This window comes from Stenotrophomonas sp. BIO128-Bstrain, from assembly GCF_030128875.1.
In the GTDB taxonomy this organism is placed as follows: Bacteria; Pseudomonadota; Gammaproteobacteria; order Xanthomonadales; family Xanthomonadaceae; genus Stenotrophomonas; species Stenotrophomonas bentonitica_A.
The window spans coordinates 77,859-103,012 of record NZ_CP124620.1 but is presented as its reverse complement, the minus strand read 5'-3'; the positions used below and the strand labels follow the sequence as shown (position 1 = coordinate 103,012).

Genomic DNA, 25,154 nt, shown 5'->3' with positions numbered 1-25,154 from the left:
CGAGGCCACGCTGCCGCTGGCCAGGGAGCAGGCCCGCCGGATCGCCACGGCGTTCCTGCCGGCACAGCGCTTCGGCAACCGCCGCGATTATTACTACAGCCGCGGCAAACTTGGCAGCGATCCGCTGTATCCCGGGGTGCTCGCCGCGCTGGATGCTGCTCCTGCCGCGCCTTTGCTGGATATCGGCTGCGGCCTGGGCCTGCTGGCCCACGTGCTGCACCAGCACGGCAGTGCGCTGGCGTACCACGGCCTGGATATCGACGCCGACAAAGTGGCCCGCGCCGAGCGGGCCAGCGCACGCGCCGCGCTGCCGCACGCCCGGTTCACCTGCGTGGATGCCAGCGCCGCCCTGCCCGCACACCACGGCAACGTCGCGCTGCTGGACGTGTTGCAGTACCTGCCCGCCGCGGCCCAGACCCGGTTGCTGCACGAGGCCGCCGCACGCGTGGCGCCCGGTGCGCGGCTGGTGATCCGCACCGTGCTGGCCGACAACAGTGGCCGCGATCGCACCACGCGCATCACCGACATGCTCGCGCACCTGGTCGGCTGGATGGGCACGCGGCCACGCCATTACTCCGATGCCGGGAGCCTGCGCGCCCCCCTGGAGCGGGCCGGGCTGCAGCTGCGGATGACACCGCTGTATGGCAACACCCCGTTCAACAACTGGCTGATCGTCGGCGATCGGGCGCGCGTCGCTTGACCGACGTGGCTCGCGCCACCGGCCGCACGCGCGCATACTCGCGCCCCCCTTCCGGCACGGAGCCACCCATGCCTCGACAGACCCGACATTCCGCGCTTGGCACCGCCGCGCTGATCGTCAGTGGCGTGGGCCTGGTGATGCTGCTGCTGAGCATGCATTACGCCCATGCGCCCGAACACGCGGCGATGCGCGAGCTGCCATGGTCGCTGGCCGCACTGCTGGGCAGCAGCGTCGGCCTGGCGATCCTGGCCCTTTTGCTCGGCCTGGGCAGCGTGCTGCAACCCCGCCGGCGCCGCCTGTTCGGCATCATCGCGCTGCTGGTGACCCTGGGCCTGCTGATCGCCCAGCTCTCGCTCGGGGGCTGGATCAGCGACCAGTGGCATGCGTCGCACCCGCCCGCAGGCGCCACGACCCCGACCACGCCCGCCCTGGCCCACTGACACCGTCCGTTCCACCGCATCGACAAGGAGCCCTGATGCACACCCCTCATTCCGGCATGGGTATTGCCGCGTTCATTACCGCCGTGTGCGGCGCCGTGTTGATGCTGGGCCTGGTCGTCATCGCCGGCATCATCGAGACCACGACGCCAGGCGGCATGGAAGAAACCTCGATGTCGGCGATCCTGGTCGGTCTTGGCCTGATGCTCACCGCCCTGATGCAGCTGGTGGCCTTCGGCCTGGGCGTGGCCGGCGCATTGCAGGCGGACCGCCGCCGCGTGTTCGCCGTGCTCGGCCTGGTGTTCTCGATCGGCAGCATGCTCGGCGTGGTGCTGCTGATGGTCATCGGCTCGCTGAGCTGAGCCCGGCCTGCGCCGGTCCCCGGTCTGGCGTCAGTCCGGCAGGCCGGCATGCAGGCCACGCGCCTGCACCGCCTGCAGCACCGCTTCGATGATGGCCAGGTTGTGGCCATGCGCGGCGCCCTCATGCAGCAGCACGATGCTGCCGGGCGCCAGATCACGGGTGATCCGCTCGACCACCTGGCCGGGCGTGCAATCGACACCGTCGAAACCACGGGCGCTCCAGCCGACCCGGGTCAGCTGCCACTGCTTCAATGCAGGGGCCACGAACGGATTGGTCATCCCCACCACCGAGCGATACCAGCGCGGCGGCGTGCCGGCGATCGCGGTGAGGGCCTGCTGGCACAGCGCGATTTCCTCCGCCATGGCCTGCCGCCCCAGCCGCCAGAAGCGGCTCTGCGGGTGGCGGTGGCTGTGGTTGCCCAGGCTGTGCCCGCGGGCCAGCATCGCCTGCACCAGCTCCGGCCGCGCCTGCGCGCGTTCACCGACCAGGAAGAAGGTCGCCTTGGCCTCGTAACGGTCCAGCAGCTCGAGCACCGCCGGGGTTTCTTCCGACGGCCCATCATCGATGGTCAGCCAGACCTTGCGCGCCTGGCCGGGCAGGCGGCTGAGCACCGGGGCATAGAAGCGGCTGTTGGGCAGGAACACCGGCACCATGAACAGGGCATGGGACGCCACCATCAGCGGCAGCCCACAGCGCCAGCCCCAGGCGACCCAGGCCAGCACCACCAGCACCTGCGACAGCACCAGCCACGGCAGCCAGCGCCAGGGGCGCCGGGGAATGCGATACAACGTTTCCGGTACGGTCATGCCCCATGATGCCATGCCGCGTAGAATAGGCGGTTCGCATATCCGGACCCCGACCGTCATGTCCCTTGATCCCGCCCTGCGCTCGCGCATCGAATCCATTCTCAACGCCAACCGCGTCGTGCTGTTCATGAAGGGTCAGCCGAGCATGCCGCAGTGCGGTTTCTCGGCCAAGGCCGTCGGCGCCCTGCAGGACCTCGGCGTGGAGTTCGACCACGTCAACGTGCTGGCCGACGCGGAGATCCGCGAAGGCATCAAGGCCTACGGCGAGTGGCCGACCATCCCGCAGCTGTACATCGATGGCGAGCTGATCGGTGGCAGCGACATCATCCTGCAGATGGCCGGCAGCGGTGAGCTGAGCAGCGTGCTTGGGCTTGCCGCCCCGGACCGCACCCCGCCGCGCATCACCGTGACCCCGGCCGCCGTGGAAATGCTGCGCGGCGCGCTGGCCGATTCCCCGGGTGCTGCGCTGCAGCTGGGCATCGACGCGCGCTTCCAGCCGAACTTCCAGCTGGCCCCGCACGACGACAACGCGATCGCCGCCGAGTCCAACGGCCTGCGCGTGCAGTTCGACCTGGCCAGCGCCCGTCGCGCCGAAGGCATCACCATCGACTGGGTGGACGACATCCGCGGCAAGGGCCTGGCGATCGACAACCCGAACGCCCCCAAGGCGGTGCAGGAACTGAGCGTGCGCGACGCCGACGACCAGCTGCGTGCCGGCAGCATCACCGTGGTCGACGTGCGCCCGGCCGACGAGCGTGCGATCGCGGCGATCAACGCCCCGTTCGAAACGTTCGACGGCGACAACCGCGCCCGCCTGGAAGCCCTGCCCAAGGACACCGCGCTGGCCTTCCTGTGCCATCACGGTGGCCGCAGCGCACAGGCCGCCGAGCAGTTCCGTGCCCTGGGCTTCACCAAGGTGTCCAACATCACCGGCGGCATCGATGCCTGGTCGAACGAGGTGGACAACGGCGTGCCGAAGTACTGATCTTCAGCACGTAGCGCGATACGAAAAACGCCGGCAATGCCGGCGTTTTTTGTGCGTGGCGCCCGGGCGTCCATCGGTTATCCCGCAAACCCGCCTTCGGCCAGGTAATCCAGTTCCTCCGGCGTCGGCATCCGGCCCAGCACCGCATTGCGGTGCGGGAAGCGGCCGAACCGGCGGATGATGTCGCGGTGCAGTTCGGCGTACTGCAGGTATTCCTTGTCGCCGAGCGCATCGAACATCGCCACCGAGCGTTCCTGGTCCTGCGGATCCTCGGAGTGCTCGAACGGCAGATAGATGAAGGCCCGCAGCTTGGGTACCAGCTGCAGGTCCAGGCCTTCTTCCACCGCGCGCATGGCGTAATGACGCGCCAGGCCATCGGTGGCATAGGAATGGGCCGTATCGCGGAAGCAGTTGCGCGGGAACTGGTCGAGCAGGATCATCAGCGCCAGTGCGCCATCGGCACTGCTGAGCCAATGCTCGCGGGCACGCCGGGCGGCGGCGAAATGCGCGTCCTGGAACTGCTGGCGAAACCGCGCATCGAACGCGTCATCGCGCGCGAACCACTTCTGCGGTCCGGCGTCGCGCCAGAACTCCACTACTTGTGCCGCCACGTCCATTCACTACCCCTGTGGATGGCCCGCCCCAAGACGCCCATCCGTTCCATTGCCGTTACTCGTCAAAACGCAGGTGGCGGACCGACTTGCCGTTGCGCCGTATCAGCTTAAGTGCCTCGATACCGATCTGGATATGGTTCTCGACGAACTGTGAGCTGACCTTGGCATCGGAGACCTCGGTCTTCACGCCGTCGGGAATCATCGGCTGGTCGGACACCAACAGCAAGGCCCCGATCGGGATGTGGTTGGCAAAGCCGGCGGCGAACAGGGTTGCCGTCTCCATGTCGATGGCCATGCAGCGCATCACCCGCAGCTTTTCCTTGAAGGCTTCATCGTGCTCCCAGACCCGGCGGTTGGTCGTGTAGACGGTACCGGTCCAGTAGTCGTGGCCGAGGTCGCGGACCATGGTCGAGACCGCCCGCTGGAGGGCAAAGGCCGGCAGGGCCGGGACTTCCGGTGGCAGGTAATCGCTGGAGGTGCCCTCGCCACGGATCGCAGCGATCGGCAGGATCAGGTCACCCAGCTGGTTCTTGCGCTTGAGCCCGCCGCACTTGCCCAGGAACAGTACGGCCTTGGGCATCACCGCCGACAGCAGGTCCATGATGATGGCCGCGTTGGGGCTGCCCATGCCGAAGTTGATCAGGGTGATGTCGTCACTGGTGACGCTGGCCATCGGCCGGTCCGCACCCTGGATGGGCGCCCCGGTGAGCTGGGAAAAGGTATGCAGGTAGCCACCGAAGTTGGTCAGCAGGATGTGCTGGCCGAAGTGTTCCAACGGCACGCCGGTGTAGCGCGGCAGCCAGTTTTCAACGATGTCCTGCTTGGTTTTCATGGGGCAATTGCCTGCGGTCGTACTGAGCATGCAATTTTGAGCGAGATCAACGAATACGCAAGAAAAAGGCGGCCCATGGCCGCCTTTTCCCGTTTACCGGTACCGCTGGATCAGAACTGCACGGACCAGCGCGCGGTGACGCTGCGGTCGCGGGCGTCGTCACCGAAGGTGCCGTTGTAGCCCAGCTCCAGCTGGTTGCGCGGGCTCAACCAGGCCGACAGGCCCAGCTCGGCGACCACGGCGTTGTCGGCAATCGCCGCACCGCTGACCGCGAAGCTGCTGCCGCCGGTCCAGGCCAGATCGGCGACCTGGCTGCGGTCGCCGGAGGCACGGCGGTAGCCGACGCCACCGCGGACATGCAGCCAGCTTTCCTGCTGCCACGAGGTCTTCAGGCCCTTGTCGAACCGAACGCCGGCGGTCGCCACGTTGGTGCGGGTGTCGGCGACCTGGCCGTGCAGTGCCGCAGCGCCCCCCTGCTCGGTGATGCCGTCCACATCCACCTCGACCCGGGCGAACTGCAGGTACGGCTCCAGCCCGGCCTCGCGACCACCGAAGCGGTACGCGCCCTCGATGAAGCCCTGGCGGGTGGTGGCGTCGTACTTGGCCGACAGTGCGTCCTGGTAGCCGGCAAACGTCAGCTGGCGCTTGCTGTCCACGTCATGGCGGGAATAGCCCAGACCGGCGCGCAGGCCAAATGCCCCCCACTGGTTGCCCACGTAGGCACCGAAGTGGGTGTTGTCGATCTCCGACCGGGCGCCGCGACCCGCGGCCTGCTTGATGTCGGTACGGCCGGTGCCGACCAGCCCACCGACCTGCCAGCCACCACCGAACACATGATCGGCGCCGACCAGCAGCCCGTTGCTGTTGGAATCGGTGCGCGCAGCGTTGGCATCGCCATCGAGCTTGCCGCTGCCCCCGATCGCCTGCACCCATGCACCACCGGCAGCCTCATCCGCGGCACCCGGCGAACGCACGCCGACCGCACGGCTCAGGGCCGCATCACGCAGGTAGCGGCTGCTTTCCACCAGCGCCATCGGCGTGGCGGCGTGGAGCTCACCACTCAGCGCATCCAGTGCTGCACCGACCTGGGCCGGGAACAGCTGGGTCAGCGGCCTGGGCAGGCCCTGGGTGATGGCCAGGCCATCGGCGCTGGTGGCCACGGCGATCTGGTTCGGCGTGACCGCAGCGCTGGCCAGCGCGTTGCCGCGGGCGACGTCGATGCGCAGCCCATTGGCGCTGTAGCCCAGGCTGAACTTCAGGAACGGCGAGAAGGCCGAGAAGTCGGTCGTGGCGAACTGACCGTTGATGCCACCGGCGGCCTGCAGGAAGTTGAACTGCTCGCCGAGGTAGTACACGCCGGCCTCCGGCAGCGCCTTCAGCGTGCCGCCCAGCGTAGCCGTACCGGTGACGCGCAGCAGATCGCTGCGGCTGCCCGGCGCCAGCTCGGCCTGGTAGATGCCGGTGGCGGTCTGCACGTAATCGCCGTTGACGGTCAGCGTGCCGATCGAGTTGCCCGGGGCGATGATGCCTTCCACGCGGGTGCTGCCCAGCGTACCGACGCCCTTCAAGGTGCCCTTGGCACCGACCACCGTCGCGCCATCCTGCTGCACACCGTCGAAGGACACGGTGCCGGCGGTGACGAACAGGTCCGAGCCGTCCAGCAGGGCCCCGGCATCGACGCGGGTGGCACCCGCCGAGGTCAGCGAGCTGTCGACCAGCCGGCCATTGAGCACGAAGCTGCCGCCGCTGCCGACGCTGGTGGCGCCGGCCTGCTGCAGACCGTTGAACGTGACCGAGCCGCCGGTCACGTTGAGCGCCGAGCCCTCGAGCACGCCCGTGGTGGAGATCACGCTGCTGCCCCCCTGGCTGTTGAGCGTGGTGGACACCAGCCTGCCGTTGAGCAGGAACTGGCCGCCCTGCACATCGACCGAAGCGGTCAGTGCATTGGCACCGTCCAGTTCCAGCACGCCGTCGCGCACGATGGCGCCGTTGAAGCTGTTGTCACCGCTCAGGCGCAGCCAGCCGATGCCGGACTTGGTCAGCTTGCCCGGGCCGCCGATGTCATTGGTCCAGTCGTCCCACGCATCGCCTTCCCACACCTTCAGGCCACCGGCCTTCTGGTTCATGACCACGTCGGTGTCCACGCGCAGCAGGCCGTAGCCTTCGATGGCGGTCTTCAGATCGACCATGCCCCAGCCGTAGATCGCGTCGACGCCGGGCGCGCCCAGGTCGCGTGCCGTGGTCAACAACACATCGCGTACCTGTGCGTTGTCCAGGTACGGGAAGCGCTCCATCAGCAGACCGAGCGCACCGGTGATGTGCGGTGCCGCCATCGATGTGCCGGTCTTGTAGCCGTAGGTGTATTCAGGACTTTCGCTTTCGATGAGAAAACGCAGGTAATCCTCGGTCAGCTCCATGCGACCGTTGATCTCGCCGGCCACGATCGTGCTGGCGATGTTGGTGCCCGGTGCGGACAGGCACCAGTTGGCCGAAGCACCGCAGATGCTGGAACTGGCATCAATGACGTAGTCCGTTTCCCCTGCGGTGGGGAGGCGGACATTCGCGACGGCCAGCCAGTACGGCTCGATCTCCGGGTTCCAGCGCGGCAATGCCGCCGTGATGCCGGCCATCCCCCCGGCCGAGTTGCCTGCCGACCACACCTGGATCAGCTTGGAACCCGGTGCACCCTCGGTATCACCGTAAATGCTGCCGTAAACACCATAGTCCGCGCCGATCGCTGCGTACTGCGCGTCCAGACTGGCCACCGTGGCATGGCGGGTCGAGATACCCCAACTGTGATTGAGCACGCGCACGCCCTGTGCCTCGGCCTGTGCATACATGTCCAGTGTTGCTGCATCGTCCGGGTCAGTGCGATACAGCGCACGCGGCCGGTAGAAGTTGTCAGGATCCAGGCGCCACTCGTAATACGTGTCGCCAAAGACCCGGGCAGCGGTCAGGTTGGCGCCAAAGGCCACGCCATGCATCCCGGTGCCATCGCGGTTGGCGCCAACGGTACCCAACACGTGCGTGCCATGGTCGGCGTAGCTGAAGCCGTACGGCTGGCCCGCCGCGATCAGTCGATCAGCAAGCGCGGGAGGCACACCGGGACCCAGACCGTAGTAGTTGTACCCGGGCTGGTCGCCGCGGGTACTGCCGCAGGCGCCTTCGCCCGCCACGATGCTCGGGTCGGCGCAGCCGCCGTTGCCGATGGAGATGCTGGAGGTGTTGCGTCCGGCGAATTCGTCGTGGGCAAGGGCAGAGCCCGAATCGAACACGCCCAAGCGCACGCCCTGACCTGTAAGGCCGCGCGCATACGCGTAATCGGCCCCCATCGCGGCCAGACCCCAGTCGGCATTGAACTCATCGCTATGCCAGCTTTCCACATCACCCGGCTTGCCCAGAATGGGGCCGGCGGCCTCGGCGCTGGTGCGCGGGCTCGTGAAGGAAACGGTCTGGTCGTTGGCGCCGATCGGCGCAACAAAGGTCGCCGCCAGCGAAGCGCTGTGCAGGTCACGCGCGAACGCGACGGACTGCTCTGCGCGCTGCTGCTGGTAACGCTGCAGGACATCGGTGGTTGGGCTGGCCAGCGCCGGAACGGCGATGGCGGCAAGCAGGGTGCCGGTGATGGCCGAGGCCAGCAGGGACGGCGAAGGACGGCGGGACGCCGCGCGGGACAGGGAGTGCAGGGTCATGTACTGAGAACTTCCTTGATCTGGTTCGAGTGTCGGAATCTGGAACGGGAGGATCAGCAATGCTTCTGGAACCGGCATCGATCACGCCGATGCCGACCTGAGCGTAACCGAAAAATTCATGGAAAGTTCACAATTGTTTCTCATAACGATGCTAGGTCCCATTTGATAAAAATATGCAAAAGGTCACTTGGCAAGGCGCCCCGCTCCCGGCTAGCGTCGAGTCATTGTGTCCATGCGGCTTCGGGGAGAACCATGCAGAAGTTGTTGAGCGTCGGCGTTGGCCTGGCGTTGATGTCGATCGTGTCCGCGCCGGCGCCCGCCGCGTCGCGTTTCCTCCAGGATCCCTACCCCAGCACCTATGCGCCGATCGCCTCGGTCCCGGTGTTGATCAGCAATGCCACTGTGCTCACCGGCACCGGCGTGCGCCTGGACAACGCCGATGTGCTGCTGCGCGACGGCCGCATCGCGGCGGTGGGTACCGGCCTGACGGCACCGGCCGATGCGGTGCGTGTCGATGGCCAGGGCAAGTGGGTCACTCCGGGCATCATCGATGTGCACTCGCACCTGGGCGTGTATCCCAGCCCGGGCGTCAGCGCGCACAGCGACGGCAACGAGATGACTGCCCCGGTCACCGCCAACGTCTGGGCCGAGCACTCGGTGTGGCCGCAGGATCCGGGCTTCGCTGCGGCACTGGCCGGAGGCGTGACCTCGATGCAGGTATTGCCCGGCTCGGCCAACCTGGTCGGCGGCCGCGGCGTGACCTTGAAGAACGTACCCGCGACGACCTACCAGTCCATGAAATTCCCCGGTGCGCCGTGGGGCCTGAAGATGGCCTGCGGCGAAAACCCCAAGCGTGTCTACGGTGGCAAGGGCACCGCCCCGGGCACGCGCATGGGCAATGTCGCCGGTTACCGTGCAGCCTTCATCGATGCCAGCGAGTACATCGCCAAGAACACCCCGAAACAGCCGAAAAAGAAGCGCTGGTTCAGCGGTGACGACAAGGGCGACAGTGCCGGCGACAGCGGCGGCAAGCGCGACCTCAAGCTGGATACGCTGGCCGGCGCGATCCAGGGCGATATCCGCGTGCACATCCACTGCTACCGCGCCGATGAGATGGCCACGATGCTGGATCTCTCCAAGGAGTTCGGCTTCAAGATCGCCGCCTTCCATCACGCGGTGGAGGCCTACAAGCTGGCCGACCGGCTCGCCGAGGAAGGCGTGTGCGGTGCGCTGTGGGCCGACTGGTGGGGCTTCAAGATGGAAGCCTTCGATGGCATCCAGGAGAACATCGCGCTGGTCGACCGCCCGGCCAACAGCTGCGCGATCGTGCATTCCGATTCGCCCGAGGGCATCCAGCGCTTGAACCAGGAGGCGGCCAAGGTGATCGCCAACGCACGTCGTGCCGGCATCGAGATCGCCCCGGAGCGGGCCATGATGTGGCTGACCTCCAACGCAGCGCGCTCGCTCGGCGTGGAAACGCAGACCGGCAGCCTGGAGGCCGGCAAGATGGGCGATGTGGTGGTGTGGAACGGCAGTCCTTTCAGCTCCTATGCGCTGGCCGAGAAAGTCTACGTCGATGGCCACCAGGTCTATGACCGCCAGGACGTGAGGCGGCAGCCGCTGTCGGACTTCATGCTTGGCCAGGAGGCACGCCCATGAGCCGCCGCGTCCCGATGCGCCTGCTGCCGCGCGCACTGCTGTTGCTTGCGGGTACCTGCGTAGCGACATCCGTGTCCGCGCAGGACCTGCTGATCCGCAACGCCACCGTACATACCGCCGCGGCGCGCGGCAGCCTGGAGCACAGCGACGTGCTGGTCCAGGGCGGCGTGATCCGCGCCGTCGGTCCGGGCCTGTCGGCGCCGGCCGGCGTGGCCGTGGTCGAGGCGGCGGGCAAGCCACTGACCCCGGCGCTGTTCGGCGGCATCACCGATATCGGCATCGAAGAAGTCTCCGGGGAGTCAGCCACGGTGGACAGCACACTGAAACTGGACGACCAGCCGCTGCGCCCGGAATTCGACGTGACCCTGGCCTTCAATCCGGACTCGGTGCTGATCCCGGTCGCGCGGCTGGACGGCATCGGCTTCACCATGCTCGGGGCGAATACCGGCGGCGGCTTCATCGCCGGCCAGGGCGGGGTGGTGCGGCTGGACGGCAGTGCCGATCCGGTCGGCCCGCAGGCGTTGTTCATTCGTCTCGGCGCGTCCGGTGCGGAGCTGACCGGCACCTCGCGCGCCGCGCAGTGGATGCTGCTGGAGCAGATGGTCAGCGAAGCACGGGGCCGCGTTCCGGCCGATTCGCCGCATGCCCTGCTGACACCGGCCGGGCGCGCCACGCTGGCGCGTTACCTGGCCGGCCAGGGGCGGATCGTGGTGCAGGTCGACCGCGCCGCCGACATCCGCCAGTTGCTGCGCTGGGCCGGCCGCGAGAAGGTCAAGATCGCCATCGCCGGCGGGGCCGAGGCGTGGCGCCTGGCTCCGCAGCTGGCCCAGGCCGGCGTGCCGGTGTTCGTGGATGGGCTGGGCAACCTGCCGACCAGCTTCGATCAACTCGGCGCGACCCTGCAGAACGCCGCACGCCTGCAGGCGGCCGGCGTGCCGGTCAGCTTCGCCCAGCGCGACGATGCCTCGCACAACGCGCGCAAGATGCGCCAGCTGGCCGGCAATGCGGTCGCCAACGGGCTGCCCTGGGGGGATGGCCTGGCCGGCCTGACCCGGGTCCCGGCACAGGCGCTGGGCGTCGGCGACCGCCTCGGCACCATCGAGCCCGGCAAGCTGGCCGACCTGGTGCTGTGGGAGGGCGATCCGCTGGATGTCGGCCACTATGCCGAGCAGGTCTGGCTGGGGGGCCGCGCGATGCCGATGCGTTCACGCCAGACCGAACTGCGCGACCGCTACCAGGCCCCGGCGTCGAGCGAACCACGCGCATACTCGCGCTGAGCCCCTGCACAGGGCCGCTGCCTGCGGCGGCCCTGTTTGCGCACCCCTGTCGTCCTGCAACGTGAGCACCCGATCATGGCCCTGCGCTGGTACTTCGATTTCGTCTCACCGTTCGCCTATCTGCACTGGCAACAGCTCAAGGCGTTGCCGCAGTTCAAGAGCATCGCCCCGGTGCCGATCGCCTTGGGCGCGGTACTGCATCACCTGGGCAACCTGGGCCCGGCCGAGATTCCGGCCAAGCGGGTGTTCACCTACCGGCAGGCGTTGTGGCAGGCGCGCAGCGCCGGGGTGACACTGCGCTTTCCGCCGGGCCATCCGTTCAACCCGCTGGCGGCGCTGCGTCTGTGCCTGGCCGCCGGTGCCAGCCACGAGGCGGTCGAGATCCTGTTCAACTGGATCTGGCGCGATGGCCACGCCGGCGACAGTGCCGCCGCGCTCGCCCTGCCCGGCGCGATGCTGGACATCGCCGATGTCGCCGCGGCGATCGGCGCACCGTCGGTCAAAGAGGAACTGCGGCGCAACACGGATGCCGCGCTGGCCGCGGGGGTGTTCGGCGTGCCGACGCTGGCGATCGGCAGCGAACTGTTCTGGGGCAACGACGCCCACCCGCTGATGCAGGCGGTGCTGGCCGACCCGGGCCTGCTTGAGCAGGGGGAGTGGGCCCGGATCAAGGACCTGCCGGTAGCGGTGGAACGCAGCCGCTGACGCCCGGCCCCTCTCCCCGGTCAGGCAAGCCGAGCCGTTTTGCGATAGCGTTCACGTTTCCGAACCTACAACCTGCCGGAGGGGCACAGGATGCGCATCGGAATCGTGGTCGACTCTGCGTGCGATCTGCCGCAGGATTTCATTGAACAACACAACATCGTGCTGCTGCCGATCACCGTCCGCATCGGCGAAGCCATGCTGGCCGACCATCGCGACGAACAGGCCACGCTGAGTTTCCTGCATGCCCACGTGGCCGAGCACGGCGCCGAGGCGGAGACCATTCCGTTCACCGTCAACCAGATCCGGGACCTGTTCCTGGGCAAGCTGGTGATCGACTACGACCATGTCTTCTGCATGACGATCACCAAGACCCGCAGCCCGATCCACGACAACGCGATGCAGGCGAGCTTCGCGATCCTCAACGACTACAAGCCGGTACGGCAGGCGGCAGGGTTCAACTCACCGTTCGCGCTGCGCGTGCTCGATACCCAGAACCTGTTTGCCGCCCAGGGCGTGACCGCGGTGGAAGCAGTGCGCCTGCGCGACAGCGGCGCGAGCGTGCAGCAGATCCGCGAGCGGCTGGAACTGCTGGCGCACAACGTGCACGGCTACATGATCACCCGCGATCTGTACTACATGCGCGCCCGCGCACGTCACAAGGGCGATCGCAGCGTGGGGCTGATCAGCGCCGCGCTGGGCAGTGCGCTGGACATCAAGCCGGTGCTGCATGGCTACCGCGGCGAGACCGGGCCGGTGGCCAAGATCAAGGGCTTCGACAACGCCGTGCAGAAGCTGTTCGATTTCGTCGGGCAACGGGTCAAGGCCGGCCTGATGACGCCCACGGTGTGCATCAGCTACGGCGGCGAGCTGGCCGACCTGCGGGCCCTGCCCGGTTATGCCGCGCTGCGTGAGACCTGCCAGGCGCAGGGCGTGGATGTGTTCGAGGCGGTCATGAGCCTGACCGGGATGGTCAACGTGGGCAAGGGCGCGGTAACGATCGGCTTCGCCGACGGCCCGCATGTCTTCAGCGGCTGAGCACCCTGGCCAGCCCTGCAGCGGCCATGCCACGATCCGGGCACGGCCGCCGGTTCTGCACGCGGATTCCACCGCGTCTCTGCCAGCCTTGCCGCATTCAATGGAGGTCACCATGCCAGTTAGTTACGACATCAGCCTGCCGGATCCGGCCAAGGCGCGCGGCAACGATCCGGACCTGTCCTTCCGCGCCCAGGGTGCGGCCGGGCTGGCCGAAGAACTCGAGAACGCCCTGCGCACCACGGTGCTGTTCGACCGTTGGCGCGCCAAGCAGGACGATCCCGATGCGGTCGATCCGCAGTGGGGCGCGACCGATCCGGCCGCGACCGTGACCGGCGCGCAGGATGATCTGCGCATCAACCTGTGCGCCACCACCAGCATCGACAGCGAGGTGTTCAAGCAGCGCCTGCGCATGCTGGCCGGCAGTCACTGGGAACTGCGCAACGTGCGTTGAGGCATCCGTCCGCGCCGGGCATGGCCCGGCGCTACCAGCGCGGCGTCGCGATCACCCCGATCCCGATCGCTACGCTCCGGTAGACGCCAACCTTGGTTGGCGCTTTCCAGCGCACCGATCATGCGGCTGGCACACTGTCGGGATGAGAAACAATCATGCCATCACCCGGCCGGGTACGCGCGGCAAGAAGAAGCTGCGCGACGCTCCACGCCGGCTGCGCAACCTGCAACAGTGGGCCGGCTCCTTCAGCGGTGCATTTCCCTCCCCAGAAGCCCTGGGCAATGAAGCCCGCTACTGGAATTACAAGATTCCCACCCGTGCCGACCTGATCGAGGGTCCTGCCTCCACACGGGAAATCCAGCGGGCCTGCGCCCAATCGCTCATTGCCGCATGCACCAACCTGATCCAGTCACGCCCTGTTTCGCAGGCGGCCGTGCGGGTGACCTGCTGCATCGCTTGGCCAGGCATGTTCGCAAGCGAGATCTGCCTCTATCTCGACGAAGACTACTTCCAAGGGCATGTGGCCACCACAGCGGATGGCCAGGTTACCGCAATCACCTCACGCAGCCTGGCCGACGAGTGGCAACTCGCCCTGCCCGAAGGCGTTCAGGAGCGCGGCGTGCAGGTCAGTATTCCTCCTACCGAACACGATGACGGATTGGAGCAGGAATACTGGTTCTACGGCGAGGTGGCGGAGGAGCATTGATGTATCCGCCGGGTCCGCAGCACATGGCCCGGCGTTTCCATGTCATTGCCAGCCGCCGCCCAGCGCGCGGTACAGATCCACCCGGGCGATGGCGGCAGTGGCCTGGCTGTTGGCCAGCGCGGCCTGGTTGTCCAGCGCGATGCGCTGGGTGGTAAGCACGTCCAGCATGTCCACCACACCCGCCTGGTATTGGCGGCGCGCCGCGTCCAGCGCGCGTTCGCTCTGGTCCACCGCAACCTGCAGCGCGGCCCCGCGCTGCTGCTCGGCGGCGTAGCCATCGATCGCATCGTCTACTTCGTGCCAGGCCTGCAGCACGGTGCGCTGGAACTGCAGCCCCGCCTGCTGCTGCTGCAGCCGGCTCAGCGCGAGGTTGGCCTTGAGCCGGCCGCCCTGGAAGATCGGCAGGCTGATCGACGGCCCGATGCTGAAGCGATGCGCGTTCCAGCCATCCAGATCGTCCAGCTGCTGCGCCTGGTAGCCGATGTCGCCGTTGAGGGTGATCCGTGGCAGGAAGCTGGCCTTGGCCACGCCGATCGAGGCGGTGGCCGCATGCAAGGCCGCTTCGGCGCGCCGGATGTCCGGGCGGCGCTCGGCCAGCTCGCTGGGCAGTCCGGTGGCCATAGTGGGCAATGCCGGCCAGTCGCGGCGGATGTCGGCAAGGTCTGCATCCAGCGTTCTCGGGGGGTAGCCAAGCAGCATCGCCAGTGCGTTGCGCAACTGAGCATCGCGATGCCGCAACGGCACTAGACGGGCCTCCAGCGCCGCCACCTGGGCGGCGGCACTGGCCACCTGCAGGGTGCTGGCCACGCCCTGCGTTTGACGGACGCGGGTCAATCGCGCGATGTCGCGTGCAATGCGCAGGTTGTCCTCGGTAATGGCCAACAGCTGGCGGGTCGCACGCAGCTGCAGGTAGTCACGTGCGGTTTCGGCCAGCACGGCGGTCTGCACCGCATGGGCGTCCTCATCGGCTATCTGGATGCGCGCGTCGGCTGCCTCCACCTGGCGCCGCACGCGGCCCCACAGGTCCAGCTCCCAGCTCATGCCGACACCGGCCTGGAACAGGCCGTAATCCTCCCGCCCGCCGTTGCCTGACGGATCGTTGAGGCCCATTTCGCTGTTGCGTGCGCGCACGCCGCTGGCGCTGGCACTCACCGCGGGCGCGCGGTCGGCGGCGATGACGCCGCGCGCGGCACGGCTCTGCTGCACGCGGTTGGCGGCCAGCTGGATGTCCAGGTTGGCCTGCAGCGCCTGCGCGGCCAACGCGGCCAGGGTGGGATCCTCGAAGCCGGCCCACCACTGTGCATCGCTGGCCAGGGCGTCCGCGCTGACCGCAGCGCCCTGCCAGCCGGCGGGTAGCTGCGCGGTCGGGCGCACAAAGTCGGGGCCCAGCGTGCAGGCCGTCAAGGCCGCACACAGCGCGCCCAGCGAAAGCGCGCGCCACGCTGCCTTGCCGGTCATGCGCCCTCTCCTTCCAGGCCGCGATGGCCGCTGTCCAGGTCGACGCTGGCCTCCACCGACATGCCCGCGCGCAGCTTGTTCGCCAGCGGCTGGCCTTCGTCGAGCACGATCTTGACCGGAATCCGCTGCACCACCTTGGTGAAGTTGCCGGTGGCGTTCTCCGGCGCGATCGCGGCGAAGGTCACGCCGGTGGCCGGGGCGATGCTGTCGATCCGGCCGTGCAGCGGCTGGCCGGGGAACACATCCACCTGTACATCCACACGTTGCCCGGCATGCATCCGGGTCATCTGCGTTTCCTGGAAGTTGGCGACCACGAAGGCCTGCTGCAGCGGCACCACCGCGAGCACCGGCGTGCCCGGGGTGAGGTAAGCGCCCACGCGTACGGCGCGGCGGCCGACCATGCCATCGATCGGCGCACGCAGCTCGGTGTGCGACAGATCCAGTTCGGCTCGGGCCTGCGCGGCTTCAGCCCGCTGCACGGCGGCCTGCGCGGACTGCACGCTGGCGCTCAGCAGCGCGATGCGTTGGCGCGCATTGAGTACGGCAGCGGTGCCCTGCTGCAGGTGCGCACCGGCCACGGCCTGGCGCGACTGCGCCTGCTGCGCGTTCTGCACGGTGCCTGCGCCATCACTGGCCAAGGCCTGGTAACGGCGTTGATCGGCTTGGGCGAGACGGAGTTCGGCGCGACTGACATCCACACCGGCCTGGGCCTGGTCGATCACCGAGCCCTGCTGCGCCAGTGCGGCCTGCGCGCTGGCCAGTTGCGCCCGCGCATTGGCAAGATCCGCCCGGGCCGTGGCCAGCGCGACCTGGTAATCGCGGTCATCGATGCGTGCGAGCACATCGCCCGCCTTGACTCTCTGGTTGTCCTGCACGCGGACCTCGCTGACGAAGCCAGCGATCTTCGGCGCGACCACGGTGAAGTCCGCGGTGACATAGGCATTGTTGGTGGTTTGATGGCGGCCGTCGCGCAGCAGCCACCAGGCACCGCCAGCGAACAGCAGCAGGCCGGCGGCGATGACGAAGGGAACGGAGTTGCGATGCAGGGACACGGGGGAGTTCCTTGGATTCAAGCCACGGCACGTGGCGGATGGATGCGTGTGGGCAACCACGGAATCAGCGCGATCAGCGCCACCGCCACCCACGCCACGATGAGATAGAGATCGGCCGAGGTCAGCGCCACCACCTGCGCGTGCAGGCGAGCACCCAACCCTGGCGCGGTGCTGGCGTCGAGCCAGGGCGCGTTGCCGATCCGGTCGACCAGCACGGTCGAATGCAGGTGGCTGCGCACGGTGGTGACCGCCTCGAGTACGCCGCCGGCAAGCACCGCGGCAAACCCTTTGACCGTGTTGAACCACGCCGAGGCGAACGGGCCATCGGTCGGCGCCAGGCTGCCGGTGGCCAGCAGCAGCAACGGCAGCACCGCCATCGGCTGGGCGATGATCTGGATCACCTGCAGCCATGCGAAGTTGTCGCGGTGCCACTCGGTGGTCAGCTGCGCACCGAGGCCGCAGGCCAGTGCCAGCAGGCCCAGGCCGATCGCCTGCACCCAGCGGCTGTCCACCCGGCGCTGGTTGAGCAGGGTGGCCACCAGCGGCAATGCAATCAGCTGCGGCAGCGCGACCCACAGCAGCATCGGCGCGGTCTGCAGCGGTCGGTACCCCTGCACTTTGGCAAGGAAGCTGGAGGGAATCATGATCACCGCCAGCAGCACGAACAGCACGCCACCCAGCGTGATCAGGGCGTAGCTCAGATTGCGGTTGGCCAGCAACTGCAGCTTGAAGAACGGCAGCGGGTGCGACCATTCGTTGTAGAGGAACAACGCCAGCAGTCCGCTGCCGCCACCGAGCAGCAGGCAGATCAACGGCGAGGCGAACCACTCCAGGCGCGGGCCCTGCACCAGCCCGATCACCAGCATCACCAGCGCCGGAAACCCGAGTGCCAGGCCGACACCGTTGAACTGCGCGAACCGTTCAAGACGCAGTGGATCCTGTGGCAGCCCCCAGGCCACCATGCCCAGCGCGGCCAGGCACCACGGCACGATCTGCCAGAACGCCCACTGCCAGCCCACGAACTCCACCCACAGGGCCGCCATCGGCGTGCCCAGGCTCGGCCCGAAGGTCGCGGTCAGTGCGTAACCGGCCAGGCCGTACAACTTGATGCCCGGCGGCAGGAAACGCAGCGCCACACTCATCAGCAGCGGCGGCAGCGCCCCACCGGCCAGGCCCTGCAGCGCACGCAGGATCATGAACGAGGGCAGGTCCGGCGCGAACGGGCACACCACGCCCAGCACCATGAAGGCGCCGATCATCACCATCGCAAAGCGGCGCAGCGAGAAGGTCACCGCACACCACGGTGCGAACGCCATCGCACTGACCGACATCGCCGTGTACAGCGCGATGATCCAGCTGCCGTCATCGACGCTGAAGCCCATCGCGCCCCGGATGTCGGCCAGCGCTACCTTGGTGACGTTTTCGTTGATGCCCGAGATCAGCACGGCCAACAACACACCGCACAGGCCGACCACCAGGCGCAGGCCGAACGCCGTCTGCGCCGGCAGTGCAGCCGGTGCAGCAGTCGCCATCGGCAGCGGCGCGGGCACGGCAGTCATCGTGCACCGCCGGCGGGCGGATGGGGCAGTGGGAACAACAGGGACATGAGGCCACTCCACGACGGGGAGCGGCAGTCTAGGCAGGGCCGATGTTGCGAAAAATGCTGCGTCGGCCATCGCTGGCGTGCGTCACGCGCACGCCTCGCCGGTCGCCTTGCGGGTGGACCTGGCCGTTGCCGGTCAGGCCTGCGTGGGCTCCGCGTCGCACATCGCCTTGATGCTGCGGCGCAGCCAGCGATGCGCCAGGTCGCTGTCCAGGCGGGGATGCCATGCCTGCACGACAATCGCGCTACGCACCGGAATCGGCAGCTCGAACAGGCGCAGCGGAACCCCGAGGCGTTCCAGCCGGGCCAGCATCACACTGGGCATCTGCGGCAGGATCAGGTCCGAATCGGCTGCGGCGAAGATCGCCGAGTGGAAGGTCGGCATGATCTGCGCGACCCGCCGGCTCAGGCCCAGCGCCTCCAGATCCTCATCGATCGGGCCATACCAACGGCCACGACGCGATACGGCAATGTGGTCGAAGGCCACGAAGCGCTCGGCGGTGATCTCCCCGGCGAAGATCGGGTGGGCCTCGTGCGCGGCACCGAAGAACGAGGTGCTGAACAGGTTCTGCACCTTGGTATCGGCACTGAGTTTGCCGGCGGCGCTGATGTGCAGATCGATCCGGCCCTGCTCCATCGCGTCGTCATCACCATCGCCCTCGGGGACGAAGCGCAGCACCGAACACGGCGCCTGCGCCTTGAACAGTTCGCGCATCCGCCCACCGTAGGTGCCGACGAACACATCATTGGCGCGGATGCTGAAGGTGCGTTCCAGCGTCATCATGTCGACCTCGCGGCCGGCGTTGAACACCAGGTGTGCCTGCTCGATCACCCCACGCACCTGCTCGCGCAGCTGCAGCGCGCGCGGGGTCGGAGCCAGCCCGCGGCCGGCACGGACCAGCACCGGATCGCCGAGCGCCTCGCGGATGCGGCCCAGGGTGCGGCTCATCGCCGGGGCACTGAGGTTCATCCGCCGCGCCGCACCCACGACGCTGCCCTCCTCGATCAGGGCATCCAGGGCGATGAGCAAGTTCAGATCGGGCATGGTCACGGCAGTATCACCTTCAACGTGTGGCGGTGACTTTACTGCACTCCAAACCCCCTATTCGTGCGTTGCACGCACTACTCGCCTGCGGCACACGGTATGGGTCCAGTGCGGGCAGTAGGCGACCCTAGCGGCCCCTCTTCCGAGAATGCCGATGTTCACCAAGATCCTCGTTGCCCTGGATGGCGGCCCCCAGCATGCGCAGGTACTGGAGCTGGCGGCCTCATTGGCCGGCCCTGCCTCGCGCCTGCACCTGCTGTGCGTGCTTGACCCGGCCTTCGCGCTGGCCGACGACGCGCCCCGTGCCGAGCACGCCGAGTATCCGGCCGCCGACGCCCAGGTCCACCAGGCCGAACAGCTGCTTTCCAACGCGCTCGGCCGCCTTCGCGAGCGCGGCATCGATGGCCTCGGGCATCACCCGGCCGGCGAACCGGCGCAGGTGATCTGCGACCATGCCCGCCAGCACGGCTGCGACCTGATCGTCATCGGCCACCGCCACCTGTCACGGATGGAGCGCCTGCTGGACCGCTCGGTCGGGCAATGGACGGTGGACCATGCGCCGTGCCCGGTGCTGGTGGAAGTGCGCGGTGGCGAGACCTGAGCGGGGCACGCCGAGTGAGGTGCCAGGCCCAGGCGCGCACCCCCGGGCCGTGCCGGGCCCCTTGCCCGGCCCGGTTCGGCGCGCGTTGCCGCCGCCCAGCGGCGGGTCCACCGGTGTGCCTCAGGCGTACAGCGCCTTGGCGTGATGTGCGATGTGCTCGCCGATGAAGCTGCTGATGAAGTAGTAGCTGTGGTCGTAACCGGGCTGCAGGCGCAACGTCAGCGGATGACCGGCCGCCGTGCAGGCGGCCTGCAGCCATTGCGGCTGCAGCTGGTTGTCGAGGAACTCATCGCCACCGCCCTGGTCGACCAGCAATGGCAGGCGCTCGGTGGCCGTGACCACCAGTTCGCTGGCATCCCAGGCCGCCCAGCTGGCGCGGTCCTCGCCCAGGTAGGCAGTGAACGCTTTCTGGCCCCACGGCACGCGTGTCGGCGCGACGATCGGCGAAAACGCCGACACACTCTTGTAGCGACCGGGGTTCTTGAGGGCGATCACCAGCGCACCGTGGCCCCCCATCGAGTGGCCGCTGATGCCGCGCGCGCCGGTGGTCGGGAAATGCGCGTCGATCAGGGCCGGCAGTTCGTCCACCACGTAGTCGTACATGCGGTAGTGCGCCGCCCACGGCTGCTCGGTGGCGTTCAGATAGAAACCAGCGCCCTTGCCCAGGTCGTAGCCTTCGGCATCGGCGACGTCATCGCCGCGCGGGCTGGTGTCCGGCGCGACCAGGATCACGCCGTGCTCGGCGGCATAGCGCTGCGCGCCGGCCTTGGTGATGAAGTTCTGTTCGTTGCAGGTCAGCCCGCTCAGCCAGTACAGCACCGGCAGCTTCTGCGTGGCCGCCTGCGGCGGCAGGTAGACGGCGACATTCATCTCGCAGCCCAGCACCTGCGAGGCATGGCTGTACACGTCCTGCCAACCGCCGGACGCGGCGCGGTGTTCGATGCGTTCCATGGGGATTCTCCGTAGGGGCGGCGCGGATCGCGCGCCGCCCGTGGTAGCTCAGAAATGCACGACCGAGCGGATCGACTTGCCTTCGTGCATCAGGTCGAACGCATCGTTGATCTCGTCCAGGCCCATCGTGTGGGTCACGAACGGCGCCAGTTCGATATCGCCCTTCATGGCGTCTTCGACCATGCCCGGCAGCTGGCTGCGGCCCTTGACGCCACCGAAGGCGGTGCCCTTCCACGAGCGGCCGGTGACGAGCTGGAACGGACGCGTCGAGATTTCCTGGCCCGAGCCGGCCACACCGATCACCACCGACTGGCCCCAGCCACGGTGCGCGCATTCCAGCGCGGCGCGCATCACGTTGACGTTGCCGATGCATTCAAACGTATGGTCCACGCCCCACGTGGTCATCTCCACGATGACCTGCTGGATCGGCTTGTCATGGTCCTTGGGGTTGATGCAATCGGTCGCGCCGAACTGCTTGGCCAGTTCGAACTTGGAGGGGTTGGTATCGATCGCGAAGATGCGGCCGGCCTTGGCCTGGCGCGCGCCCTGGATCACCGCCAGGCCGATGCCGCCCAGCCCGAACACCGCCACCGAATCGCCTTCCTGCACCTTGGCGGTGTTGTGCACCGCGCCGATGCCGGTGGTCACGCCGCAGCCGAGCAGGCAGACGTGTTCCGGGTTGGCTTCCGGATTGATCTTGGCCAGCGAGACTTCGGCCACCACGGTGTACTCACTGAAGGTGGAGCAGCCCATGTAGTGGTAGATCGGTTCGCCGTTGTAGCTGAAGCGGGTAGTGCCATCGGGCATCACGCCCTTGCCCTGGGTGGCGCGCACGGCCACGCACAGGTTGGTCTTTCCGCTCTGGCAGAACAGGCACTCACCACACTCGGCGGTGTACAGCGGGATCACGTGGTCGCCCGGCTTGACGCTGGTGACGCCCTCGCCCACTTCGACCACGATGCCCGCGCCTTCATGGCCGAGCACCGCCGGGAACAGACCTTCCGGATCATCGCCGGACAGCGTGAACGCATCGGTGTGGCAGACACCGGTGTGGGTGATCTTGACCAGCACTTCGCCCTTCTGCGGCGGCGCGACATCGATCTCGACGATCTTCAACGGTTCGCCAGCGGCGAAGGCAACGGCGGCACGGGATTTCATGGGAAGCACTCCAAGGCAGGGAACAAAGATGGGCAGTACGCGGGCACCCGCGCACTCATTTCAGATAGGAACGGATCAGCATGCTCATCTCGCGCACGCGCTCATCGCGCTGCGCATCGGATTGGGCCGGTTGCCCGAACTCTTCGCGCAGATGCGCCTCCATCACTTCGGACATCAGCCCGTTGACGGCACCACGGATCGCGGCGATCTGCTGCAGCACCGGCCCGCACTCGGCCCCGGCTTCCAGCGCGCGGTCGAGTGCATCGCACTGGCCGCGGATCCGACGGACCCGGGCGAGAACGCGCTTTTTTTCCTGCGGGGAATGGGGCATGGGGCAAAAGGCCGGTTAACTATACTGGGGGTGAGTATACAGCATCCACGGAATCCCCTTCGCGGTGGGTTCCGCAGCAGGGCTGATCAGGGCTGATCAGGGCTGATGACCCGAGGGTCGGCGGCGGCGTACCAGATAGATGCGACCGGCAACCAACACCGCAAACGCCACTACCGCCGTCCGAACGAGCGGATCAGGCGTGATGGTCGGCTGGGGCCAGAACGCGAGCCAGCCCGCGAGCACTGCGAAACTGACCAACGCCAGCAGCGCGAGCGCCCTTGCAAAACGCGGGAAGAATGGCAGGGCCAGCAACGGCGCCGCGACAAGCAGCAGCCCTGCCCCGCCACACGCCAGTGCTGCGCGACCCTGCGTAACATTTCCCGTCGTTGCGATCGTCAGGATCAGCACCGCGTACAGCGCAAGGACGGCACCGCCGACCATCGCCAGAATGTTCACAAATCGTCGGTTACGCATCCATTTCACCGTTGATGAGGACAGGCCGTGGATCTGCACTACTCGACGCCAGATACGTCCAGCAGATGCGAGGTGCATGCGCAGAATGCAGCATCCGCCTTTGAAGAACGAGCATCCAGGGCAGATGCCGCCCGCAGCCGCTACCCCCGCAGCAGATCAATGAACGCCCGCAGCGCAGACGACATCTGCCGCTGCCGTGGGTAATACACCGCAAAGCCGGCGAACGGCTCGCTCCAGTCCTCCAGCACGGCAACCAGCCGGCCGTCGTCGAGATACGGGCGTGCGGAATCTTCCAGCACGTAGGCCAGCCCCAACCCGTCCACCACCGCCTGCAGGATCGTGTTCTGATCACCCAACGTGAGGCGCCCGGGCACGTCGATCTCCAGAGCCTGGCCATCGCGTTCGAACTGCCACTTGTAGAGATGGCCGCTGGCGAAGCGGAACCGCACACACTCGTGCCGATGCAGATCACGGGGGTGCTGCGGTATCTCCCGCCCCGCCAGATAGGAGGGCGCACCCACGATCAGGCCGCGCAGCGCCGGCCCCAGTGGCACGGCCACCATGTCTTCCGGCACCGATTCGTGCAGGCGCACGCCAGCGTCGTAACCGCCGGCGACGATGTCCACCAGGCCATCGTCCTGGGCCAACTCCAAACGCACATCCGGGTGCGCGAGCAGGAACTTCGCCAGGCGTGGGCCGAGCTGGGTCTGGACGGCGGCGCGGGTGGCGTTGATGCGCAGAAGGCCGGCCGGTGCCGCGCGGAAGTGGTTCATCTCTTCCAATGCGTCATGCACCTGCCCCAGCGCGGGCTGCAGGCGCTCGAGCAGGCGCTGGCCGGCTTCGGTGAGGGCGACGCTGCGGGTCGTGCGATGGAACAGACCCACGCCCAGACGTTCTTCCAGCGCGCGGATCGCGTAGCTGACCGCCGAGGTGGACAGCGCCAGCTCCGCCCCGGCCTTGCGGAAGCTGCGGTGGCGGGCCACGGCGGCGAAGGCGGCGAGGTGGGTCAGGTTGTCAGTGGCCATGATTATCCCGTTTCACTTGATGAATCATGCCGATATCCTGACTTTTTGTGCACGGGATCGGGGCGTATTGTAAAGCGCCTTTCTACAAACCTGCCAAGGATTCCCCATGTCCCTCGCCCATGGTTATGCGGTGCACGACCAGACCGCGCCGCTGGTGCCGTTCTCCTTCGAACGTCGCCCGGCCGGTCCCGATGACGTCCGCATCGAGATTCTCTTCAGTGGCATCTGCCACTCCGACCTGCACCAGGCCCGCGACGATTGGGGTGGTTCCAAGTTCCCGATGGTGCCCGGCCACGAGATCATCGGCCGCGTGACCGAGGTCGGTGCCAACGTCACCCGCTTCAAGGTGGGTGACTTCGCCGGCGTCGGCTGCATGGTCGATTCCTGCCGCCACTGCGCCGCCTGCGACGAAGATCTGGAGCAGTACTGCGAGAAGGGCGCCACCTTCACCTACAACAGCACCGAGCGCGAGAGCGGCCAGCCGACCTTCGGCGGATACTCGGACCACATCGTGGTCGAGCAGCGCTTCGTGGTGAAGGTGTCCGAGACGCTCGACCTCAAGGCCGCCGCACCGCTGCTGTGCGCAGGCATCACCACCTACTCCCCGCTGCGCCACTGGAAGGTCGGCCCCGGCCAGAAGGTCGGCGTCATCGGCCTGGGCGGCCTGGGCCACATGGGCGTGAAGTTCGCCAAGGCGATGGGCGCCACCGTGGTGATGATCACCACCACCCCGGAAAAGGGTGCCGATGCCAAGCGCCTGGGCGCCGATGAAGTACTGGTCTCGCGCGATCCGGCGCAGATGAAGGCCCACGCCGGCAGCTTCGATTTCCTGCTCAACACCATCCCGGTCAGCCACGACACCAACCCGTACATGGGCCTGCTCAAGCGCGATGCGACGATGTGCCTGGTCGGTGTGTTGACCGAGCTGGATCCGCCGCTGATGGGCGCTGCGATGATGTTCGGCCGCAAGCACATCACCGGCTCGGCGATTGGCGGCATGGCCGAAACGCAGGAGATGATGGACTTCTGTGCCGAGCACAACATCGTCAGCGATGTGGAAGTGATCGACATCAAGACCGTCAACGAGGCCTGGGAGCGCATGGCGAAGAACGACGTTCGCTACCGCTTCGTGATCGACATGGGCACGCTGGAAAAGGCCGCCTGATCTTTACGCACAGGCATGAAAAAACCCCG

25 protein-coding genes are annotated in these 25,154 nt (G+C 67.6%); 12 read left to right on the top strand and 13 right to left on the bottom strand.

What is annotated here, in order from left to right; translation table 11 throughout:
• The first annotated feature begins 16 nt into the window (after nucleotides 1-16).
• From POS15_RS00445 to POS15_RS00435, 3 genes are all read left to right on the top strand, one after another.
• A complete protein-coding gene (locus tag POS15_RS00445; RefSeq protein ID WP_026069866.1) occupies nucleotides 17-700 on the top strand; it encodes a class I SAM-dependent methyltransferase in 684 nt (227 codons plus the stop codon).
• 68 nt (nucleotides 701-768) lie between these two features.
• Entirely contained in the window at nucleotides 769-1,140 is a 372-nt protein-coding gene (locus tag POS15_RS00440; protein ID WP_019183768.1) for a hypothetical protein, read from the top strand.
• A 35-nt stretch (nucleotides 1,141-1,175) separates the two neighbouring features.
• Nucleotides 1,176-1,499 (top strand): hypothetical protein, encoded by a 324-nt coding sequence (locus POS15_RS00435; RefSeq protein WP_046273502.1) that lies wholly within the window; start codon nucleotides 1,176-1,178, stop codon nucleotides 1,497-1,499.
• Nucleotides 1,500-1,529: 30 nt separating this feature from the next.
• Here the strand turns inward: POS15_RS00435 and POS15_RS00430 are convergent, their stop codons facing one another.
• Nucleotides 1,530-2,306: a polysaccharide deacetylase family protein gene (locus tag POS15_RS00430; protein WP_019183766.1), complete on the bottom strand. Its 777-nt coding sequence runs from the start codon at nucleotides 2,304-2,306 to the stop codon at nucleotides 1,530-1,532.
• A 58-nt stretch (nucleotides 2,307-2,364) separates the two neighbouring features.
• Between POS15_RS00430 and grxD the strand changes: the two genes are divergently transcribed.
• Nucleotides 2,365-3,291 (top strand): Grx4 family monothiol glutaredoxin, encoded by a 927-nt coding sequence (gene grxD, locus POS15_RS00425; protein ID WP_046273500.1) that lies wholly within the window; start codon nucleotides 2,365-2,367, stop codon nucleotides 3,289-3,291.
• Between the two features lie 77 nt (nucleotides 3,292-3,368).
• Here the strand turns inward: grxD and POS15_RS00420 are convergent, their stop codons facing one another.
• From POS15_RS00420 to POS15_RS00410, 3 genes are all read right to left on the bottom strand, one after another.
• On the bottom strand, nucleotides 3,369-3,908 hold the full coding sequence (locus POS15_RS00420; protein ID WP_019183764.1) for a DUF924 family protein: 540 nt from the start codon (nucleotides 3,906-3,908) through the stop codon (nucleotides 3,369-3,371).
• 52 nt (nucleotides 3,909-3,960) lie between these two features.
• A complete protein-coding gene (locus POS15_RS00415) occupies nucleotides 3,961-4,737 on the bottom strand; it encodes an AMP nucleosidase (protein ID WP_019183763.1) in 777 nt (258 codons plus the stop codon).
• A 110-nt stretch (nucleotides 4,738-4,847) separates the two neighbouring features.
• The gene (locus tag POS15_RS00410) at nucleotides 4,848-8,429 is read right to left on the bottom strand and encodes an autotransporter serine protease (RefSeq protein ID WP_284128787.1); all 3,582 of its coding nucleotides are present in this window, start codon (nucleotides 8,427-8,429) and stop codon (nucleotides 4,848-4,850) included.
• A 252-nt stretch (nucleotides 8,430-8,681) separates the two neighbouring features.
• On the opposite strand from POS15_RS00410, the gene POS15_RS00405 reads away from it, so the two are divergent.
• The 6 genes from POS15_RS00405 to POS15_RS00380 all read left to right on the top strand — a co-directional run bounded on the left by POS15_RS00405 (nucleotide 8,682) and on the right by POS15_RS00380 (nucleotide 14,262).
• Nucleotides 8,682-10,088: an amidohydrolase gene (locus POS15_RS00405; protein WP_046273498.1), complete on the top strand. Its 1,407-nt coding sequence runs from the start codon at nucleotides 8,682-8,684 to the stop codon at nucleotides 10,086-10,088.
• Nucleotides 10,085-11,365: an amidohydrolase family protein gene (locus tag POS15_RS00400; RefSeq protein WP_046273497.1), complete on the top strand. Its 1,281-nt coding sequence runs from the start codon at nucleotides 10,085-10,087 to the stop codon at nucleotides 11,363-11,365. Before POS15_RS00405 ends, POS15_RS00400 begins: the two co-directional genes overlap by 4 nt.
• 72 nt (nucleotides 11,366-11,437) lie before the next feature.
• Nucleotides 11,438-12,070 (top strand): DsbA family protein, encoded by a 633-nt coding sequence (locus POS15_RS00395; protein ID WP_156785804.1) that lies wholly within the window; start codon nucleotides 11,438-11,440, stop codon nucleotides 12,068-12,070.
• A 90-nt stretch (nucleotides 12,071-12,160) separates the two neighbouring features.
• Nucleotides 12,161-13,105, top strand: a complete 945-nt coding sequence (locus POS15_RS00390; protein WP_046273496.1) for a DegV family protein — start codon at nucleotides 12,161-12,163, stop codon at nucleotides 13,103-13,105.
• 112 nt (nucleotides 13,106-13,217) lie between these two features.
• Nucleotides 13,218-13,556 (top strand): hypothetical protein, encoded by a 339-nt coding sequence (locus POS15_RS00385; protein ID WP_026069862.1) that lies wholly within the window; start codon nucleotides 13,218-13,220, stop codon nucleotides 13,554-13,556.
• A 142-nt stretch (nucleotides 13,557-13,698) separates the two neighbouring features.
• The gene (locus POS15_RS00380) at nucleotides 13,699-14,262 is read left to right on the top strand and encodes a DUF3916 domain-containing protein (protein WP_284128786.1); all 564 of its coding nucleotides are present in this window, start codon (nucleotides 13,699-13,701) and stop codon (nucleotides 14,260-14,262) included.
• Between the two features lie 42 nt (nucleotides 14,263-14,304).
• On the opposite strand, the gene POS15_RS00375 is transcribed toward POS15_RS00380, so the two are convergent.
• The 4 genes from POS15_RS00375 to POS15_RS00360 all read right to left on the bottom strand — a co-directional run bounded on the left by POS15_RS00375 (nucleotide 14,305) and on the right by POS15_RS00360 (nucleotide 19,426).
• On the bottom strand, nucleotides 14,305-15,720 hold the full coding sequence (locus tag POS15_RS00375) for an efflux transporter outer membrane subunit (RefSeq protein ID WP_046273493.1): 1,416 nt from the start codon (nucleotides 15,718-15,720) through the stop codon (nucleotides 14,305-14,307).
• Complete coding sequence (locus POS15_RS00370) at nucleotides 15,717-16,772, bottom strand: HlyD family secretion protein (RefSeq protein WP_046273492.1); 1,056 nt, start codon at nucleotides 16,770-16,772, stop codon at nucleotides 15,717-15,719. Before POS15_RS00370 ends, POS15_RS00375 begins: the two co-directional genes overlap by 4 nt.
• A gap of 17 nt (nucleotides 16,773-16,789) precedes the next feature.
• A complete protein-coding gene (locus POS15_RS00365; RefSeq protein WP_284128785.1) occupies nucleotides 16,790-18,331 on the bottom strand; it encodes an MFS transporter in 1,542 nt (513 codons plus the stop codon).
• A gap of 180 nt (nucleotides 18,332-18,511) precedes the next feature.
• On the bottom strand, nucleotides 18,512-19,426 hold the full coding sequence (locus tag POS15_RS00360) for a LysR family transcriptional regulator (protein ID WP_046273490.1): 915 nt from the start codon (nucleotides 19,424-19,426) through the stop codon (nucleotides 18,512-18,514).
• Nucleotides 19,427-19,574: 148 nt separating this feature from the next.
• On the opposite strand from POS15_RS00360, the gene POS15_RS00355 reads away from it, so the two are divergent.
• Entirely contained in the window at nucleotides 19,575-20,021 is a 447-nt protein-coding gene (locus tag POS15_RS00355; RefSeq protein WP_284128784.1) for a universal stress protein, read from the top strand.
• Nucleotides 20,022-20,141: 120 nt separating this feature from the next.
• Here POS15_RS00355 and fghA read toward each other — a convergent pair whose 3' ends face one another.
• The 5 genes from fghA to POS15_RS00330 form a co-directional block, all read right to left on the bottom strand.
• The gene (gene fghA, locus POS15_RS00350; RefSeq protein WP_284128783.1) at nucleotides 20,142-20,972 is read right to left on the bottom strand and encodes an S-formylglutathione hydrolase; all 831 of its coding nucleotides are present in this window, start codon (nucleotides 20,970-20,972) and stop codon (nucleotides 20,142-20,144) included.
• 48 nt (nucleotides 20,973-21,020) lie between these two features.
• A complete protein-coding gene (locus tag POS15_RS00345) occupies nucleotides 21,021-22,130 on the bottom strand; it encodes an S-(hydroxymethyl)glutathione dehydrogenase/class III alcohol dehydrogenase (RefSeq protein ID WP_019183748.1) in 1,110 nt (369 codons plus the stop codon).
• Nucleotides 22,131-22,185: 55 nt separating this feature from the next.
• Nucleotides 22,186-22,461, bottom strand: a complete 276-nt coding sequence (locus POS15_RS00340) for a metal/formaldehyde-sensitive transcriptional repressor (protein WP_019183747.1) — start codon at nucleotides 22,459-22,461, stop codon at nucleotides 22,186-22,188.
• A 96-nt stretch (nucleotides 22,462-22,557) separates the two neighbouring features.
• On the bottom strand, nucleotides 22,558-23,013 hold the full coding sequence (locus tag POS15_RS00335) for a hypothetical protein (protein ID WP_152663753.1): 456 nt from the start codon (nucleotides 23,011-23,013) through the stop codon (nucleotides 22,558-22,560).
• A 62-nt stretch (nucleotides 23,014-23,075) separates the two neighbouring features.
• Complete coding sequence (locus tag POS15_RS00330) at nucleotides 23,076-23,960, bottom strand: LysR family transcriptional regulator (protein ID WP_019183745.1); 885 nt, start codon at nucleotides 23,958-23,960, stop codon at nucleotides 23,076-23,078.
• 106 nt (nucleotides 23,961-24,066) lie between these two features.
• On the opposite strand from POS15_RS00330, the gene POS15_RS00325 reads away from it, so the two are divergent.
• A complete protein-coding gene (locus tag POS15_RS00325; RefSeq protein WP_019183744.1) occupies nucleotides 24,067-25,125 on the top strand; it encodes an NAD(P)-dependent alcohol dehydrogenase in 1,059 nt (352 codons plus the stop codon).
• The last annotated feature ends 29 nt before the right edge of the window (nucleotides 25,126-25,154 follow it).

What these genes read in the sequence shown, in the direction of transcription:
- POS15_RS00440 (WP_019183768.1), top strand. Translation starts at nt 769, where the DNA reads ATGCCTCGACAGACCCGACATTCCGCGCTTGGCACCGCCGCGCTGATC.
- POS15_RS00435 (WP_046273502.1), top strand. Translation starts at nt 1,176, where the DNA reads ATGCACACCCCTCATTCCGGCATGGGTATTGCCGCGTTCATTACCGCC.
- POS15_RS00430 (WP_019183766.1), bottom strand. Translation starts at nt 2,306, where the DNA reads ATGACCGTACCGGAAACGTTGTATCGCATTCCCCGGCGCCCCTGGCGC.
- grxD (WP_046273500.1), top strand. Translation starts at nt 2,365, where the DNA reads ATGTCCCTTGATCCCGCCCTGCGCTCGCGCATCGAATCCATTCTCAAC.
- POS15_RS00420 (WP_019183764.1), bottom strand. Translation starts at nt 3,908, where the DNA reads ATGGACGTGGCGGCACAAGTAGTGGAGTTCTGGCGCGACGCCGGACCG.
- POS15_RS00415 (WP_019183763.1), bottom strand. Translation starts at nt 4,737, where the DNA reads ATGAAAACCAAGCAGGACATCGTTGAAAACTGGCTGCCGCGCTACACC.
- POS15_RS00410 (WP_284128787.1), bottom strand. Translation starts at nt 8,429, where the DNA reads ATGACCCTGCACTCCCTGTCCCGCGCGGCGTCCCGCCGTCCTTCGCCG.
- POS15_RS00405 (WP_046273498.1), top strand. Translation starts at nt 8,682, where the DNA reads ATGCAGAAGTTGTTGAGCGTCGGCGTTGGCCTGGCGTTGATGTCGATC.
- POS15_RS00400 (WP_046273497.1), top strand. Translation starts at nt 10,085, where the DNA reads ATGAGCCGCCGCGTCCCGATGCGCCTGCTGCCGCGCGCACTGCTGTTG.
- POS15_RS00390 (WP_046273496.1), top strand. Translation starts at nt 12,161, where the DNA reads ATGCGCATCGGAATCGTGGTCGACTCTGCGTGCGATCTGCCGCAGGAT.
- POS15_RS00385 (WP_026069862.1), top strand. Translation starts at nt 13,218, where the DNA reads ATGCCAGTTAGTTACGACATCAGCCTGCCGGATCCGGCCAAGGCGCGC.
- POS15_RS00380 (WP_284128786.1), top strand. Translation starts at nt 13,699, where the DNA reads ATGAGAAACAATCATGCCATCACCCGGCCGGGTACGCGCGGCAAGAAG.
- POS15_RS00375 (WP_046273493.1), bottom strand. Translation starts at nt 15,720, where the DNA reads ATGACCGGCAAGGCAGCGTGGCGCGCGCTTTCGCTGGGCGCGCTGTGT.
- POS15_RS00365 (WP_284128785.1), bottom strand. Translation starts at nt 18,331, where the DNA reads ATGACTGCCGTGCCCGCGCCGCTGCCGATGGCGACTGCTGCACCGGCT.
- POS15_RS00355 (WP_284128784.1), top strand. Translation starts at nt 19,575, where the DNA reads ATGTTCACCAAGATCCTCGTTGCCCTGGATGGCGGCCCCCAGCATGCG.
- fghA (WP_284128783.1), bottom strand. Translation starts at nt 20,972, where the DNA reads ATGGAACGCATCGAACACCGCGCCGCGTCCGGCGGTTGGCAGGACGTG.
- POS15_RS00345 (WP_019183748.1), bottom strand. Translation starts at nt 22,130, where the DNA reads ATGAAATCCCGTGCCGCCGTTGCCTTCGCCGCTGGCGAACCGTTGAAG.
- POS15_RS00340 (WP_019183747.1), bottom strand. Translation starts at nt 22,461, where the DNA reads ATGCCCCATTCCCCGCAGGAAAAAAAGCGCGTTCTCGCCCGGGTCCGT.
- POS15_RS00335 (WP_152663753.1), bottom strand. Translation starts at nt 23,013, where the DNA reads ATGCACCTCGCATCTGCTGGACGTATCTGGCGTCGAGTAGTGCAGATC.
- POS15_RS00330 (WP_019183745.1), bottom strand. Translation starts at nt 23,960, where the DNA reads ATGGCCACTGACAACCTGACCCACCTCGCCGCCTTCGCCGCCGTGGCC.
- POS15_RS00325 (WP_019183744.1), top strand. Translation starts at nt 24,067, where the DNA reads ATGTCCCTCGCCCATGGTTATGCGGTGCACGACCAGACCGCGCCGCTG.